This is a genomic window from Mesorhizobium sp. Ca11 (genome assembly GCF_020165275.1).
Lineage (GTDB): Bacteria > Pseudomonadota > Alphaproteobacteria > Rhizobiales > Rhizobiaceae > Mesorhizobium.
The window spans coordinates 328,283-343,557 of record NZ_JAIUHU010000001.1; the positions used below are offsets into that span (position 1 = coordinate 328,283).

Below are 15,275 nucleotides of genomic sequence, written 5' to 3' on the forward strand. Positions count from 1 at the left end.
TGGCCAGATTATTGGCAAATAGTATACGCCCAATGATACGGCCTATTGTCGCTGAAACGACAGGCCGACGTGCCGGGACGCCCGAGTCTTGCCCGCCCGGCAAAATCGGCGGAAGGTGGATGCGATTCATGCCAACGCAGAGAAAAACCATGCCAGAGTTCGTCCTTCCGCCCCCGGCGATTGCTTCGGTTGCCGTCGCAGGCTCGGTGGAGCGGTTTGCCGTGCGCCGCATCTTCTGCGTCGGCCGCAACTACGCGGCGCATGCGCGCGAGCTCGGCAATGACGAGCGCGACCCGCCCTTTTTCTTCACCAAGCCCGCCGACGCGGTTGTCGACAGCGGCGCCGAGATCCCCTACCCGCCGCTGACCTCGAACCTGCATCACGAGATCGAGCTGGTCGTCGCCATTGGCAAGGCCGGCTTCCGCGTTCCGCGCGAAGACGCGCTCGCCCATGTCTGGGGCTATGGCGTCGGCGTCGATCTGACCCGCCGCGACCTGCAGGATCAGGCCAAGAAGGCGGCGCGGCCCTGGGATTGGTCGAAGGCGTTCGACCAATCCGCGCCTTGCGGGCCGCTGGTTCCGGCCGCGAAATCGGGGCATCCGGAAAAAGGCCGCATCTGGCTTGCCGTCAACGGCGGGGTGAAGCAGGACGGCGACCTTGCCGAACTGATCTGGCCGATCGCCGACATCGTCGCGATCTGCAGCGAGGCGGTTGAGCTGCGACCCGGCGACCTGATCTTCACCGGCACGCCGGCCGGCGTCGGCGCGGTCCGGGCCGGCGACAGGATCACCGGCGGCGTCGACGGCATCGGCGAGATAGCGGTGACCATCGGGCAGCCGAGGCCATGAGCGACCTCGTCCTTCATAACTACTACCGCTCCTCCACCTCCTACCGGGTGCGGATCGCGCTGGAGATGAAGGGCCTGACCTACACTTATGTGCCGCACCACTTGCGCCATGGCGAGCATCTCGAGCCCGCCTATCGCGCCGTCAACCCGCAAGGGCTGGTGCCGGCGCTGGTTCTGGACGGCGGCACGCTTTTGACCCAGTCGCTGGCGATCATCGAATATCTCGACGAGATACAGCCTGAGCCGCCGCTGCTGCCGAAGGATGCGCTGGGTCGGGCTCGCGTCAGGATGCTGGCGCAGATGATCGCCTGCGACATCCACCCGGTGAACAATCTGCGCGTGCTGACCTCCCTTCGTAGCTTGTTCGGCGCCGGCGACGAGGACGTCGTCAACTGGTTCCGGCACTGGGTGAACGAAGGTTTCCAGCCGCTTGAGAAGATTCTGGCTTCATCGCCTGAGACCGGCACCTTCTGCCACGGCGATGCGCCTGGCCTTGCCGACATCTGCCTTGCCGCGCAGGTCACCAACAATGCCCGCTTCGGCGTCGACATGGCGCCCTACCCGGTGATTGCGCGCATCAACGCCGCCTGCATGGCGCTGCCAGCGTTCCAGAAGGCTGCGCCGCAGAACCAGATCGATGCCGAATAACGAACTGAAGGACTCCCCATGAAAGCTGTCGTCTTTGAAAAATTCGGCGAGGCGCCGACGATCCAGACCGTTCCCGATCCGAAGCCCGCCCCAGACGGCGTTGTCATCAAAGTCGAGGCGACCGGTCTTTGCCGCAGCGACTGGCATGGCTGGATGGGGCATGACGACGGCATCACGCTGCCGCACGTCCCCGGACATGAGTTGGCTGGCGTCGTCGTCGCCGCCGGCAAGCAGGTCGGCCGCTGGAAGGCCGGCGATCGGGTCACGGTCCCCTTCGCGGTCGGCTGCGGCCGCTGCTTCGAATGCACGTCTGGCAACCATCAGGTCTGCGAGCATCAGACGCAGCCGGGCTTCACCGGCTGGGGCTCGTTCGCCGAATATGTCGGCATCGAGCACGCCGACACCAATCTGGTGCGCCTGCCCGAAGAGATGGAATTCGCCACCGCCGCCAGCCTCGGCTGCCGTTTCGTCACCTCGTTCCGGGCCATCGTCGACCAGGGCCGGGTGACGCCCGGCGAATGGGTCGCGGTGCATGGCTGCGGCGGCGTCGGCCTGTCGGCGATCATGATCGCCACCGCCATGGGCGCCAATGTGATCGCCATCGACCTCACCGACGAGAAGCTGGAATTCGCCAGGAAGATCGGGGCGGTGGCGACCATCAACGCCTCGACGACGCCGAACGTGGTTAAGGCCGTCAAGCAGATCACCAATGGCGGCGCGCATATGTCGATGGACGCGCTCGGCCACCCGACCACCTCGTTCAACTCGATCGCCAATCTGCGCCGTCGCGGCCGCCACGTTCAGGTCGGGCTGATGCTTGGCGAGCATGCCCGCCCGCAGGTGCCGATGGACAAGGTCATCGCGTTCGAGCTCGAAATCCTCGGCAGCCACGGCATGCAGGCCTATCGCTACAACGCGATGATGGAGATGATCCGCACCGGCAAGCTGAAGCCCGAATTGCTGGTGGGCAAGAAGATCAGCCTCGAGGAAGCGCCCGCCGCGCTGATGGCGATGGGTGGCTTCGAGGGCATCGGCATCGGGGTGGTGACGAAGTTCTGAGCAATTCCAGGAAAAGTGTGAAACGGTTTTCCGTCCGGAATTGCGTCAAAACAAATCAGTAGGCGCTTTACCGCGCGAACTTCTTCGCTCCGAACACACAGGCCACGACGCCAAGCGTCACGACCACCATCATCGGGCTGACCTTTTCGTGCAGCAGGCTCGCCGCCAGCGCCAGGCCGAAGAAGGGCTGCAGCAGCTGCATCTGCCCGACGGCGGCGATGCCGCCTTGCGCGAGGCCGCGGTACCAGAAGACAAAGCCGATCAGCATGCTGAACAGCGAGACATAGGCGAGGCCGATCCACGCGCCCGAACCGATGGCGGCGAAGGATGGCGGCAGTGTCGCGAAGCTCAACGCCAGCATCACCGGCAGCGACAGCGCCAAGGCCCAGCAGATCACCTGCCAGCCGCCGAGCTTGCGCGACAGCTTGGCGCCTTCCGCATAGCCCAGACCGCAGACGATGATGGCGCCGAGCATCAGGCCGTCGCCGACCGGCGACGCGGTCACGCCTTGCGCCAGAGCGAAGCCCGCCACTAAAGCGCTTCCCAGGCACGAGAACAGCCAGAAAGCCGGGCGCGGACGGTCGCCGCCGCGCAACACGCCGAAGATCGCAGTCGCCAGCGGCAGCAGGCCGACGAAGATGATGGAATGCGCCGAGGTGACATGTTTCAGCGCCAGCGCCGTCAGCAACGGGAAGCCGACCACGACACCCAGCGCAACGACGGCGAGCGAGATCAAGTCGCTGCGCTCCGGACGCTTCTCGCGAAACAGCAGCAGCATCGCAATCCCGAGCAGACCGGCAATCGCCGCCCGGGCCGCCGTCAGGAAGGTCGGGTCGAAATCCATCACCGCCACCCGCGTCGCCGGCAGCGATCCGCTGAAGATCAGCACACCGATGAAGCCGCTGAGCCAGCCGTCAAAACTCTTTTCCATCATATGCTCCGTTTGCGCTTTCGTACCGGTGCGGGCCATGGTGTTGCCAGAGACAATGAGGTACAATTCTACAAAACTGTAATGGTCGGCAGGGAAGTACAGATGGACGCATCAGGCCCAAATGGAAGCGGCGCCACCCTTGTCGAAACCGTCATGGCGGCAATCCGCCAGCGCATCGCGGCGCGCACGCTGACGCCCGGAGCCCGTCTGCCGTCGATACGGGCCATGGCCAGATCCATGCAGCTTTCAAAATCGACCGTGGTCGAAGCCTATGAGCGCCTCGCGGCGGAAGGCACGATCCGTTCGCGGCCTGGCTCCGGCTTCTACGCCGCCGGCCAGCTCGCGCCATTGTCGCTCGCCGAGATCGGCCCACGGCTGGACCGAGCCGTCGACCCGCTCTGGGTGTCGCGGCAATCGCTCGAAGCGGGCGAGGAGATGCTGAAACCCGGCTGCGGCTGGCTGCCGGCGTCCTGGATGCCGCAGGCCGCCTTGCGCCGGGCGCTGCGCACCGCTGCCCGTGCTGACGACGTGGCGCTTGCGGACTATGGCACGCCGCTCGGCCTGCCGTCGCTGCGCCAATTGCTGGCAAGGCGCATGGCCGACCATGGCGTCGAGGCCTCGCCGGACCAGATCATGCTGACCGACTGCGGCACCCAGGCGATCGACCTTCTGTGCCGCTTCCTGATCGAGCCCGGCGATGCGGTCCTGGTCGACGATCCCTGCTATTTCAACTTCCATGCGCTGCTGCGCGCGCATCAGGCCAAGGTTGTCGGCGTGCCTTACACGCCTTCAGGGCCGGACATCGAGCTTTTCGCCGAGGCGCTCGCCGAGCACCGGCCACGCCTCTACATCACCAATTCCGGCATCCACAACCCGACCGGCGCGATCCTGTCGCCGGTCACCGCGCATCGGCTTTTGAAGCTCGCCGACCAGGCGGACCTCACCATTGTCGAGGACGATATCTTCGCCGACTTCGAGCATAGCCCTGCTCCGAGGCTCGCGGCCTTCGACGGGCTGCAGCGCGTCGTCCAGATCGGCTCCTTCTCCAAGACGCTGTCGGCCTCGATGCGCTGCGGCTTCATCGCCGCGCCCCGCGACTGGATGGAGGGGCTTACCGATCTCAAGATCGCCACGACATTCGGCGGCGCGCGGCTATCCGCCGAGCTGGTGCTGACCCTGTTGAAGGACGGCAGCTACCGCAAGCATGTCGAGCAGTTGCGCACGCGCCTGTCGCGCGCCATGGCCGAGACCGGCGGCAGGCTGAAGGCGATGGGCATCGTTCCCTGGATCGACCAGCCAGCCGGCATGTTCCTATGGTGCCGGCTGCCCGACGGCATCGACGCTGCCGATATCGCCCGCCATGCGCTCTCGGACAATGTCGTGCTGGCGCCCGGCAATGCCTTCAGCCTGTCGCACACCGCCGGCCGCTTCATGCGCTTCAACGTCGCGCAATGCTGGGATCAGCGCATCTTCGGAGCGCTTGAGAAAGCGATGTCGGCATCGCGCCGCAACAAAGCTGCATAGATGACTTGATCAGCCTGATGAACCGACGCCGCCAGGTCTGTCGAGATTCAGGTCAGGCCGAGTCGAAAATGGTGGGTTCCGAGAACCGGAGCGGAGCGTACTTGAACTACGTGAGCACCGGAAGCGCAGGAAGCCGCCATTTGCAGACCGGCCTCACCTCAATATCGGCGGACCTAACCTGCCCGTTTGCGGCGCTCATACATCATCACCAGCGTCTCGGCGGTCAGCGCCGGCTTCTGCTCGCCTTCGATCTCGACGGTGTTGGCGGCCTTCATCAGATACTGGCCCGGGCCGCGATCTTCCATGGAAAGCAGTGTGGTGCGCAGCCTGATGCGCGCGCCGGCCTTGACCGGCGCCAGGAAGCGCACCTTGTCGAAGCCGTAGTTGAAGGCGGCCTGGGTGTTTTCCGGCACGATGCCCATCTCCAGCGCCAGCGCGCCGATGATCGACAAGGTCAAATAGCCATGCGCGATCGTGGTGCGGAACGGGCTCTGCCGTTTCGCCCTTTCCGGATCGACATGGATCCATTGGTGGTCGCCCGTGCACTCAGCGAACTGGTCGATGCGCTGCTGGTCGACCGTCGTCCAGTCGGACACGCCGAGTTCCTGCCCGGACATCGTGCGCAACTCTTCGAAAGTCGGCGGCGTTCTCGGCCGTGTTTCCGTCATTCCGGCTTTCCCATCACTTTTGCCTGTCTCCCGACCATGAAGCGGCGGCCTCTGTCAATTCGCCGCCCCGCGATTTTCGCCGGTAGAGTTGATGCTTTGGGGCAGGCCGAGAACGCTCGGGCGTCTGCGCCGGTTGCATCGCATGTCGGTCGGTGATGGGCTTGAAATCGCCAGGTAGCCTATTTCTTTTCGTAGCCGGCGCGGATTTCCGCCATCGCATCCCGGATCCGGTCGCGCAGGATCTCGACCGATTCGGTGCTGGATTTGCGCACAAGGTCGGCCACTTCGCTGGCATTCTTCAGCGTCGTCTCGAACGACCTGCGGGCAAACTCCGCCTGCTTGCTCATCAGGTCCTGCGGATTGCCGGGCGTCTGATAGTTCTGCGCCATCCGCGTGATCTCATGCATGGCATTCTGGACCATCTCATGCTGCCTCGCCAGCACCGAGGATGCGCCGGCCGCACTTGCCCTCGCCGATTTTTCCAAGGCTTCGAGGTTCTTGCGGTGATGGTCGAGGATCGCCTGGACGTCGACATTCGGCAGCTTGAGGTCGCGGCCGAACCTGCTGAACATGTCGAGGAACGAGTCCGGCTCCGGTTGTCTTGCCATGCCCTGCCTCCCTGCCGGCCGCCATGCGGCGCCCTTGAAGGAGAATAGTGCTCCTTGGGCCGGCGTCAATTGACGAGGAACAGCCGCTCCGCCGTATGGAGCGCCAGCCCGGCAAGCCCGCCGACGATCATGCCGTTGAAGCGGATATATTGCAGGTCCCTGCCGATATTGGTCTCGATCAGCCGCGTCAGCTGCGCCAGGTCCCAGCGCTTGACCTGGTCGGCGATGAATGTCGACACCCCGCTCTTCTGGCTCTCGACGAACGAAGCCAGCGCCACAACAAAACCCTGGTTCATATCGGCCCTGATCTGGGCGTCGTCGGCCAGATGCCTGCCGATTTCGACGAACATGTTGGCGAGGTGCTCGCGGATCGTCGAATTCGGCGCATTGACGTCCTGCTCGATGAACAGGCGCAGGCTTGTCCACGCATCGCCGGCCAGCGCCCGCACTTCCGGACGGCCGAGGAAATCGCGCTTCAGCTTCTCGGCGCGCCTTGCATATTGTTTCGAGGTCCTGAGCCGCTCGATGAAGCCAAGCACGAAACCGTCGAATTCGGCACGCATCGGATGGTTGGGATCGGCCCGCACCTCATCGAGCAGCGAACCCGCCGACGCGACGATCTTCTTCAGAAGATAGGCGTCGGCGCGAAACAGGTTGAACAGCGACGGCAGTTCCTCGCGGATCTTTTCACGCATCGTTACCAGCGCCTGCTCGTCATTGAGGAAACGTCCGACGACTCGGATGAACTCGTCGAACAGCTTTTGGTGGCGGCGATCGTCGGTCAGCGCTGACAAAAGATCGGCCGCGAGCGGCGCCAGGGGCACCTTCTCGATCTGCTCCAGCATGCGGCTGGTGACGAAGTCACGGAGACCTGATTGTTCCACCGCCGTCAATGTCTGCGGCACCAGGCGTACGACGAATCGCGACAGATCGGAGGCGCGTTCGGCGTCGGCCAGCCAGTCGGCGACCAAAGCGGCGAAATCGACCTCGGCGAGCTTCTCGCGCACCGGCTCCGGTGCCAGGAAATTGGCCTCGATGAAGCGGCCGAGATTGTCGGCGATCCGGTGCTGGTTCTCCGGAATGATGGCCGTGTGCGGGATCGGCAGCCCGAGCGGCCGCCGGAACAGCGCCACCACGGCATACCAGTCGGCGAGGCCGCCGATGGTCGCCGCCTCGGCGAAAGCCGCGACGAAGCCGAGCCACGGATGGCCGCCCTCGAAGGACTTGGCGAGCGCAAAGACGAGGATGCACAGCGCGAGCGCCGCGGCGGCGACGAACTTGGTCCGCCGCAACGCCGAGAGCTTCGCCTTGGCATCGGCGTCGAATCGAACCGGCGCGAGGGCCGAAGCTGACTGTGGCATGGAAAGGGCCGTTTCCTGTTTGCACCCGCTTCTATCTAGTGGCTGCGCCGGCAAAACGCTCGTTCGAAGCGCGGGAGCACCAATCTGCGCCGGCATGCACAAAAAGTTGACACGATTATTCAGCTATGTGCCGGTCCAGTCTGGAATTGTTCCAAACTATGGGCCATATTCGGCTTCAAGCTAATATTTCGCGAGGATATCATGCGGCTCACGCGCCAGACCAATTATGCGATGCGCATTCTGATGTACTGCGCCGCTAACACCGAAAGGCTGAGCCGCATCCCCGAGATCGCCGCCGCCTATTCGGTGTCCGAGCTGTTCCTTTTCAAGATCCTGCAGCCGCTGGTCGAGGCCGGCCTGGTCGAGACCGTGCGCGGCCGCAACGGCGGGGTGCGGCTCGGCCGCGCGGCGGAACAGATTAACCTGTTCGATGTCGTACGCGTCACCGAAGAGAGTTTCGCCATGGCCGAATGCTTCGAGAACGACGCAGCCGAATGCCCGCTGGTCGACAGCTGCGCCCTGAATTCGGCGCTGCGCGAGGCGCTCAACGCCTTCTTCGCCGTGCTTTCCCGCTACACGATCGCCGACCTCGTCGCCGCGCGCCCGAATGTGCGCAGCCTGCTCGGCATCGACCTTCTCGAGCAGCGCGCCCCGGCAGCGTGATCGGGCCCTGGCGGCTTGGTTCTCGAGGAGAGCCGCCCACGACTTCCGTGGTGCGACGCCGCCCATGACTTCCCGGGTGGGGCGCCACCCATGGCTTCGTCATTCTAGGGCGGAGCAAGGAGCGCAGCGACGCAGCGCAGACCCTAGAATCCATTCCGTGACATTCGAGCGCCGCAGCGATGCAGAACTAGCGACGTCGGCGCCAGCGCTCCTTTCTGGATCGCCGCATTCTTCGGTTGATGTAACGGAATGGATCCTCGGGTCTCCGCGTCCGCTTCGCCCGTGGATAACGAAGGCGGGAAGCCGCCCCCTTGCAGCCAAGCCTACGCCGCCGATTGCGGCAGCACGAACGGCATGTTCGCGGCAGGCAGTGCGCCGACCTTCAAGCGGCAGTCAAACACCTTTTCGATCATCTCGTCGTTCAGTACGTCCGTCGGCGACCCCGCGGCCGCCAGCTGGCCCCCATGCAGCACAAAAATTCGGTTGGCATACATGGCCGTCAGATTGAGGTCGTGCAGGATCGCTACCACGCCGCCGCCGCGCCGGGCGAAATCGCGCGCAATGTTCATGATGATGAGCTGGTGCTTGATGTCGAGGCTGGAGACCGGCTCGTCGAGGAACAGATAGCGCGGCCGCCCTTCGAGCACCGGCGCCCAGACCTGGCAGAGCACGCGGGCAAGCTGCACGCGCTGCTGCTCCCCCCCGGAAAGCTCCTGGTAGAAGCGGCCGACAAAGCCGTCGAGATCCACCCGCGCCAGCGCCCGCTCGGGCAAACGCGCATCCTCGCCGGGCAGCACGCCGGATCGACCGCCGATCAGGCCGAGGCGAACGATCTCGCGCACGGTGAACGGGAAAGACAGCGTCGTGGCCTGCGGCAGCACCGCGCGCAGCGTGGCTGCCTCGACCGGCTTCATGACCGACAGGTCGCGGCCGTTGAGGGTGACGGTGCCGGTATAGGCGAGCTCGCCCGTCAGCGCCTTGAGCAAAGTCGTCTTGCCGGATCCGTTTGGCCCGACGAGGGCTGTTACTTCGCCGGGCCGCGCCGCGAAATCGACATGGGAGACGATGCGCTTGCCGCCGATCGCCACCGAAATGTCGCGCGCTTCGATCATGGCGAACTCATAGATCAACGACGCCGCGCTTGCGCAGCAGGATCCAAAGGAAGAACGGCGCGCCGGCGACCGCGGTGACGATGCCGATCGGCAGTTCGGCCGGCGCGACGATGGTGCGGGCGACCGCGTCGGCGATGAGAAGCAGCGATGCACCGAGCAGGGCCGAGGCCGGCAGCAGATAACGGTTGTCCGGCCCGATCGCCAGCCGCAGGATATGCGGCACGACGATGCCGATGAAGCCGATGCCGCCGCTGACCGCGACCGATGCGCCGACCGCCGCCGACACCGCGACAACAGCCGTGTATTTCAGCCGCTGCACCGCAATGCCGAGATGGCCCGCGGTCGCTTCGCCCAGCGCCAGCGCGTTGAGGCCGCGCGACAGGAACGGTGTCGCCGATAGCGCCAGCGCGATCACCGGCCCCACGGTGCCGATCTTCGACCATGTCGCGCCGGCAAGCGAGCCGAGCTGCCAGAACGTCAGGTCGCGCAGCTGCCGGTCGTCGGCCATGAAGATGAGGATGCCCGTCAGCGCCATGGCAAGAGCGCTGATGGCGATGCCGGCAAGCAGCATCGTGGCGACCGACGTCCGTCCCTCGCGCGTGGCGATGGCGTAAAGCAGCAATGTCACCGCGAGCCCGCCGAAGAATGCCGCGAGCGGCAAAGCGAGCGTGCCCAGCGCAAGCGTGACGGGCGCAAGCCAGGTCGTGCCGACCACGATGATCGCCACCGCACCGAGACTGGAGCCGGCGGAGACGCCGATAAGGCCGGGATCGGCAAGCGGGTTGCGGAACAGCCCCTGCATCACCGCGCCGCAGACGGCGAGCGCCGCGCCAATCAGCACACCGAGCAGCACGCGCGGCATGCGGATGTCATAGACGATCAGCCGGTCGCGCGCCGCAAGCGCCGCGTCGGCAGGCATGGTGCTCGTAAACCAATCGCGGATGACGCGGACTGCGGAGGCGTCGGAGGCGCCCGATGTCAGCGACAGGAATACGGAAAGGGCCAGCGCCAGGCACAAGAGCGCTATGACGAACCTTGCCCGGGCCGAGCGGTCGCCATCGGCCGCCATCACCCTGCCCGCCCCGGCAATGGACTGTTCGGCCATCGCCACTCAGTCCGCAACCTGGTTGCCATAAAGCGAAACGGCAAGATCATGGATGGCTTCGGCGGTGCGCGGCCCGAAGCCGAGCAGGTAACCGCCCGCCATGCTGATCATCTTGCGGTCGGCGCCCGCCGGTGTTGAAGCGACGGCCGGGTTGGCAAACAGCTCCTCTTCCGAGATCGGCGGTCCGCCGCCCTTCATCGTCAGGATGACGTCCGGCCTGGCGCTGACGATCGCCTCGTCGGTCATCGACTTGTAGCCGGAAAAACTCTCGACCGCATTGACCGCGCCGGCCAGCTTGACGATGCCGTCGGCCGCCGTGTCGCTGCCGGCGGCAAGGATCTTGCCGCCCTGCGTCGACAGCACGAACAGCACGCGCTTGCGATCTTTGATCGCAGCCGTCTGCTTTTCGGCCGCCGTCAGCTTCGCGTCCGTCTCGGCGGCGAGCTTCTCCGCCTTGGCCTCGCCCCCCAGCGCTTTTCCCACGACGCGGATCTTTTCGAGAATGCCCTCATGATTGTAGTGGTCCGGCACCTCGACGAAAGGCACGCTCGACTTCTTCAGCACGTCGACCGCTTCTTTCGGGCCGCTGCCCTGCAGCGCCAGGATCCCGGTCGGATTGACAGACAGGACACCCTCGGGCGACAGCGCGCGCATATAGCCGACATCCGGCAGCTTCGCCGCCGCCTCGGGATAGCTGCTGGTCGAGTCGCGGGCGACGAGGCGGCCTTCCTCGCCGAGCGCATAGACGATCTCGGTGATCGAGCCGCCTATGGAGACGATCCGCGAGCTGTCCGAAAAGACTGTCATGCCTTCGTCCGCCTTGGCCGGCTGCAGGACGACGGCAAGCAGGACGCCGAGCATCGGCGCGAGCGCTGCCCGGAAACTGAGAGCAAAGCGCATTGGGTGCTACCTCCTCACGCAGCGGTCGGATTGGGAATGCGGGGCAGGTTCTCGGCGAGAAAACGCCAGTCTTCCCGCTCGCCTTCGCCTTCATGGCGCTTGCCGAAGAACTGGATGATCATGCCGCCATTGGCGTCATAGGCCTCCAGCGAGGTGACATAGCCGTCCTTGGTGGGTTTGCGCACCGCCCAGACCTCGCGGATGTGGTCGGTCCTCAGATGCAGATGGAAAGCTTCGTCGAGCACGTTGATCCACGGGCCCATCGGCTTGACCGCCTTGATCGGGCCGGAATGAATCTGGATGCAACCGCGGTTGCCGACGAAGCACATGATCGGCATCTCGCTTGCCGCAGCGTGGTGGAACATGGCGATGACCGCATCATTGTCGAGCAGCCAGGCATAGTCCTGGCCCACCATGCGCACGGCCTCGCGGCGGCTGAGCTTCAACGTCTTCAGCATGCCGAAGAACTGATGCACGTCGGTAAGCCGGCTCCAGCGGTCGCGCAGATCGCCGATCGAGGCAGCCGCGCCCTGCCCTTCATCCTCTCCTTCCGCGGCGCTTGGGAGGATCGCGACGGTCGGTTCCTGGTTCGACGATTCGAGGCTCGCCACCAGTTTCTGGTAGGCATAGAGATTGGATGCGGGCCTCAGATGCACCTTGTGCACTGCCTCGCCCGCCGCGTCGAAGAACTGCAGGCTGCGGCGGATCTCGCCACCGTCGCGCTTTTCGACGGCAAAGCCGTGCGCCCAGGCCTTCGGGAAGATGCGCAGGTCGATATTCTCGCCAAGCACCATGGCGTTGTGATTGCCTGTGACGACCTTGTCGTAGACGCCGATCTTTTCGTGCACGGCGCTTTCGTTTCGGGTCAGCGCCATCACCTCGCCGACCGCCTCGAGCCCGGTCAGCAGATCGTTGACACGCGGCTCGACACGGACAGTGCCGAAGCCGCAGTGCGCTGCAACCAGTTCCGCTTCCGAAATGCCCAATTGCGCCGAGAGATCGCGCTCCCGCATTTTCGGATTTTCTTCTCGCGCCCGCCGGATTTCCTCCGGCGATGGCTTAACGCGCTGGTCCATTTCGTCCACCTGTATCGTCTGATCTCTGCTCGTCTGCCGCCCGCCGGTTCCGATCACTTGTTGAGGATCAGCTTGCCCTGGCGGGTGATCTTCAGGCGGTAGAGCGCGCCATGATGCTCGATGCCGATCTCGTGCTCGCCCTGGAACAGCGTGTTGCTGGAGAGCGTCCTCACCGCCAACGGTACCCTTTCGTAATGCATCTGCGTGTCTTCCGGGCGGCGGACGCGATAGCGGAAATCGTTGGGATTGTGCGTGTTCATCGGGTCGGTCCTTTCCTCTGACGGCCACCTTGGCCGCAGCCTCATAAATGCCGATTCAATTCTTGACTATAATAATCATGTTTAAGTCGTGCATTACCGGAGTAAATGAGTCAAGATTTAAGACGCCGGATGTGATCAAAAATGCGAGCGAGCCACCGGCCAGCCAGCTGCGAGCCTGAATCTGGAGTTGGGGCAATGGGGTTGGCGACTTGGGGACGGACGGGCCTTGCAAATAGTGCGGGGCCGGGCTTTCGATCGATTGCAAAGACAATCGCCGCATTGATGGCCGGAGCGGCGGCGATCGCGCTCAGCGCGCACGCCGCCAAAGCGCAGCAAGCCGCGCAGCCGGTCAACCAGCAGCAGGCCGATCAGAAAAAGAAGGCTGACGAGAAGGCCGCGGCCGAAGGGACGCTGCTCGACAAGATCCTCGTCATCAGCCGCACCGGCGAAACCGCGATCCAGTCGCTGGCTTCCGCCAGCCATGTCGACCAGGAGCAGCTCGACCGCCGCATGGCGACGACGCCGAACGAGATGCTGCTCGGCGTACCCGGTGTCACCGTCCAGGCCGACGCGCGCCGCGTCAGCTCCAGCATCAACATCCGCGGATTGCAGGATTTCGGCCGTGTCGCGGTGATCGTCGACGGCGCAAGGCAGGATTTCCAGCGCTCGGACCACGGCACGCAGTCGACCTTCTATGTCGATCCCGAGCTGATCAAATCCGTCGACGTCATCCGCGGCCCGACCGCCAACACCTATGGCTCCGGCGCCATCGGCGGCGTCGTCTTCTTCGACACCAAGGATGCCGCCGATTTCCTCAGACCCGAAGAGACATGGGCCGGCTCGCTGACCGGGCGCTATGAAAGCAACGGGAAGGGCTGGACCACCAGCGCGACCGGCGCTTACCGGATCAATGAGAACTGGGATGTTCTCGGCAACATCGTCTACCGCGACTACGGCGATTACAAGAATGGCGGCGGCGACACCGTTGCCGGCACCGGGTTCGACGTGCTGAGCGGCCTGCTCAAGACCACTGTACGCCCGACCGAAAACAGCGAATTGAAGCTCGGCTGGGTCGGCTCCAAGGACGGCTGGACCGAGACCAGCGGCGGCGTGCCGGCGAATGACGTCGACCTCAAGTCGAACACTTTCACAGTTCGCTACAACATCACCGACGATGCCAGGAGCTGGCTCGACCTCCACATCAACGCCTCCTACAACAGAACCAAACTCGACCTGACGACGCTTACCGCGCAGAACCGCTTCGATCCGGTCACCGGCCTGCCCGTGCTGCTGCCCGCCGGCTCGCTGTCGACCTTTGATGTCGGCACGACCGGCATCGACATCTGGAACACGTCGCGCTTCGAGACGGCGAGCGTCGCCCACGAACTGACCTATGGCGGTGACTGGGTCGGCGACGACGTCGATACCGGCGGCACGGCCGGCGGCGACTCCTTCTACACGCCGTCGGGCAAGCGCAACGTCTCCGGCGCCTACATCCAGGACAAGCTGACTTGGGAGTGGCTCGAGGTCATTGGCGGCCTGCGCTACGACCATTACAGTCTGAAGGACGACACGAATGAGACCTCCGGCGACCGAGTATCGCCGCGCATCACGGTCGGCGTCTCGCCCTTCGAAAGCGCCGGTCTGGCCGGCCTGCAATTCTACGGCACCTACGCCGAAGGCTATCGCTCGCCCTCGCTGACCGAGACGCTGATCAGCGGCAACCATCCGGCCGGGGTCAGCTTTCCGTTCCTGCCCAACCCGAACCTCAAGCCCGAGACCGGCAAGACAGTCGAGTTCGGCGTCAACTACCAGCAGAACGACATCATCGAGGGCGGCGACGCGCTGCGGCTCAAGGCAGCCTACTTCCACAACAATGTCGACGATTACATCGACGGCGTGACGCTCTCGCCCTTCGATCCAACCAGCGGCTGCCCGTTCGGTCCGGGCATTCCAATCTGCTTCCAATACCAGAACTTCGCCAAGGCCAAGATCGACGGCTTCGAGGTGGAAAGCGTCTATGACGCCGGCTGGGGCTATGCCGGCCTGTCGGCCTCCATCATCGACGGCCACACCATCTCCTATGAAGGCGAGCGCGCCGACCTCGCGACCATCCCCTCCTCGCAGGTGACGGCCCAGCTCGGCCTGCGCTTCCTCCAGGACAAACTGACCGTCGGCGGCGAGGTCCAGTACAACGGCAAGCCGAAGGGCAATCCGGTTGCCAAGGATTTTACACTGGTCAACGCCTTCGCCAGCTATCAGGCGACCGATAATCTCAAGCTCGACTTCCGCGCCGACAATCTGTTCGACGTCAAATACACCAACCCGCTCAACGGAAGCACGACCGCCATCCTCTATGAGCCTGGCGTCACGCTGAAGCTGGCGGCAACCATGCGTTTTGGCGGCTGAGGAATGGAAAGCTTGACGGCATCGCCTCGCCTGCTGACCTCGGCGCTGGCGATGTCGCTCGGCCTGGCGCCGGCGTGGGCCCAGTCTGCGCCGACTCCGGCCCG

At 64.6% G+C, this 15,275-nt stretch carries 15 protein-coding genes; 6 read left to right on the forward strand and 9 right to left on the reverse strand.

Annotated features, from left to right (window positions below):
- Positions 1 to 149 precede the first annotated feature (149 nt).
- Genes LB538_RS01630 through LB538_RS01640 form a run of 3 tightly spaced genes read left to right on the forward strand, consistent with a single transcriptional unit; the run spans position 150 to position 2,554 of the window.
- Positions 150 to 848 (forward strand): fumarylacetoacetate hydrolase family protein, encoded by a 699-nt coding sequence (locus LB538_RS01630; RefSeq protein ID WP_224522642.1) that lies wholly within the window; start codon positions 150 to 152, stop codon positions 846 to 848.
- A complete protein-coding gene (gene maiA / locus LB538_RS01635; RefSeq protein ID WP_224522643.1) occupies positions 845 to 1,495 on the forward strand; it encodes a maleylacetoacetate isomerase in 651 nt (216 codons plus the stop codon). Before LB538_RS01630 ends, maiA begins: the two co-directional genes overlap by 4 nt.
- Positions 1,496 to 1,513: 18 nt before the next feature.
- A complete protein-coding gene (locus tag LB538_RS01640) occupies positions 1,514 to 2,554 on the forward strand; it encodes a zinc-dependent alcohol dehydrogenase family protein (RefSeq protein WP_224522644.1) in 1,041 nt (346 codons plus the stop codon).
- Positions 2,555 to 2,621: 67 nt separating this feature from the next.
- Here LB538_RS01640 and LB538_RS01645 read toward each other — a convergent pair whose 3' ends face one another.
- On the reverse strand, positions 2,622 to 3,485 hold the full coding sequence (locus LB538_RS01645; RefSeq protein ID WP_224522645.1) for a DMT family transporter: 864 nt from the start codon (positions 3,483 to 3,485) through the stop codon (positions 2,622 to 2,624).
- Positions 3,486 to 3,587: 102 nt separating this feature from the next.
- Between LB538_RS01645 and LB538_RS01650 the strand changes: the two genes are divergently transcribed.
- On the forward strand, positions 3,588 to 5,009 hold the full coding sequence (locus LB538_RS01650; protein WP_224522646.1) for a PLP-dependent aminotransferase family protein: 1,422 nt from the start codon (positions 3,588 to 3,590) through the stop codon (positions 5,007 to 5,009).
- A 173-nt stretch (positions 5,010 to 5,182) separates the two neighbouring features.
- Here LB538_RS01650 and LB538_RS01655 read toward each other — a convergent pair whose 3' ends face one another.
- The 3 genes from LB538_RS01655 to LB538_RS01665 all read right to left on the reverse strand — a co-directional run bounded on the left by LB538_RS01655 (position 5,183) and on the right by LB538_RS01665 (position 7,646).
- A complete protein-coding gene (locus LB538_RS01655; protein ID WP_224522647.1) occupies positions 5,183 to 5,677 on the reverse strand; it encodes a MaoC family dehydratase in 495 nt (164 codons plus the stop codon).
- Between the two features lie 179 nt (positions 5,678 to 5,856).
- A complete protein-coding gene (locus tag LB538_RS01660) occupies positions 5,857 to 6,285 on the reverse strand; it encodes a phasin family protein (RefSeq protein ID WP_095764984.1) in 429 nt (142 codons plus the stop codon).
- Positions 6,286 to 6,350: 65 nt separating this feature from the next.
- A complete protein-coding gene (locus tag LB538_RS01665; RefSeq protein WP_224522648.1) occupies positions 6,351 to 7,646 on the reverse strand; it encodes a DUF445 domain-containing protein in 1,296 nt (431 codons plus the stop codon).
- A 201-nt stretch (positions 7,647 to 7,847) separates the two neighbouring features.
- Between LB538_RS01665 and rirA the strand changes: the two genes are divergently transcribed.
- A complete protein-coding gene (gene rirA, locus LB538_RS01670; protein WP_140543679.1) occupies positions 7,848 to 8,309 on the forward strand; it encodes an iron-responsive transcriptional regulator RirA in 462 nt (153 codons plus the stop codon).
- Between the two features lie 323 nt (positions 8,310 to 8,632).
- On the opposite strand, the gene LB538_RS01675 is transcribed toward rirA, so the two are convergent.
- The 5 genes from LB538_RS01675 to hemP are packed head-to-tail and all read right to left on the reverse strand — an operon-like array spanning position 8,633 to position 12,762.
- Positions 8,633 to 9,421, reverse strand: a complete 789-nt coding sequence (locus LB538_RS01675) for a heme ABC transporter ATP-binding protein (protein ID WP_224522649.1) — start codon at positions 9,419 to 9,421, stop codon at positions 8,633 to 8,635.
- A gap of 7 nt (positions 9,422 to 9,428) precedes the next feature.
- On the reverse strand, positions 9,429 to 10,526 hold the full coding sequence (locus tag LB538_RS01680; protein ID WP_224522650.1) for a FecCD family ABC transporter permease: 1,098 nt from the start codon (positions 10,524 to 10,526) through the stop codon (positions 9,429 to 9,431).
- Between the two features lie 6 nt (positions 10,527 to 10,532).
- Entirely contained in the window at positions 10,533 to 11,426 is an 894-nt protein-coding gene (locus LB538_RS01685; RefSeq protein WP_224522651.1) for a hemin ABC transporter substrate-binding protein, read from the reverse strand.
- 14 nt (positions 11,427 to 11,440) lie between these two features.
- Entirely contained in the window at positions 11,441 to 12,502 is a 1,062-nt protein-coding gene (locus LB538_RS01690) for a hemin-degrading factor (protein ID WP_224522652.1), read from the reverse strand.
- Positions 12,503 to 12,555: 53 nt separating this feature from the next.
- Positions 12,556 to 12,762, reverse strand: coding sequence for a hemin uptake protein HemP (gene hemP / locus LB538_RS01695; RefSeq protein ID WP_095765558.1), 207 nt, complete (start codon positions 12,760 to 12,762; stop codon positions 12,556 to 12,558).
- Between the two features lie 195 nt (positions 12,763 to 12,957).
- Here hemP and LB538_RS01700 point away from each other — a divergent pair, with 195 nt between their 5' ends.
- Complete coding sequence (locus tag LB538_RS01700; protein ID WP_411908984.1) at positions 12,958 to 15,171, forward strand: TonB-dependent hemoglobin/transferrin/lactoferrin family receptor; 2,214 nt, start codon at positions 12,958 to 12,960, stop codon at positions 15,169 to 15,171.
- Positions 15,172 to 15,275: the final 104 nt, after the last annotated feature.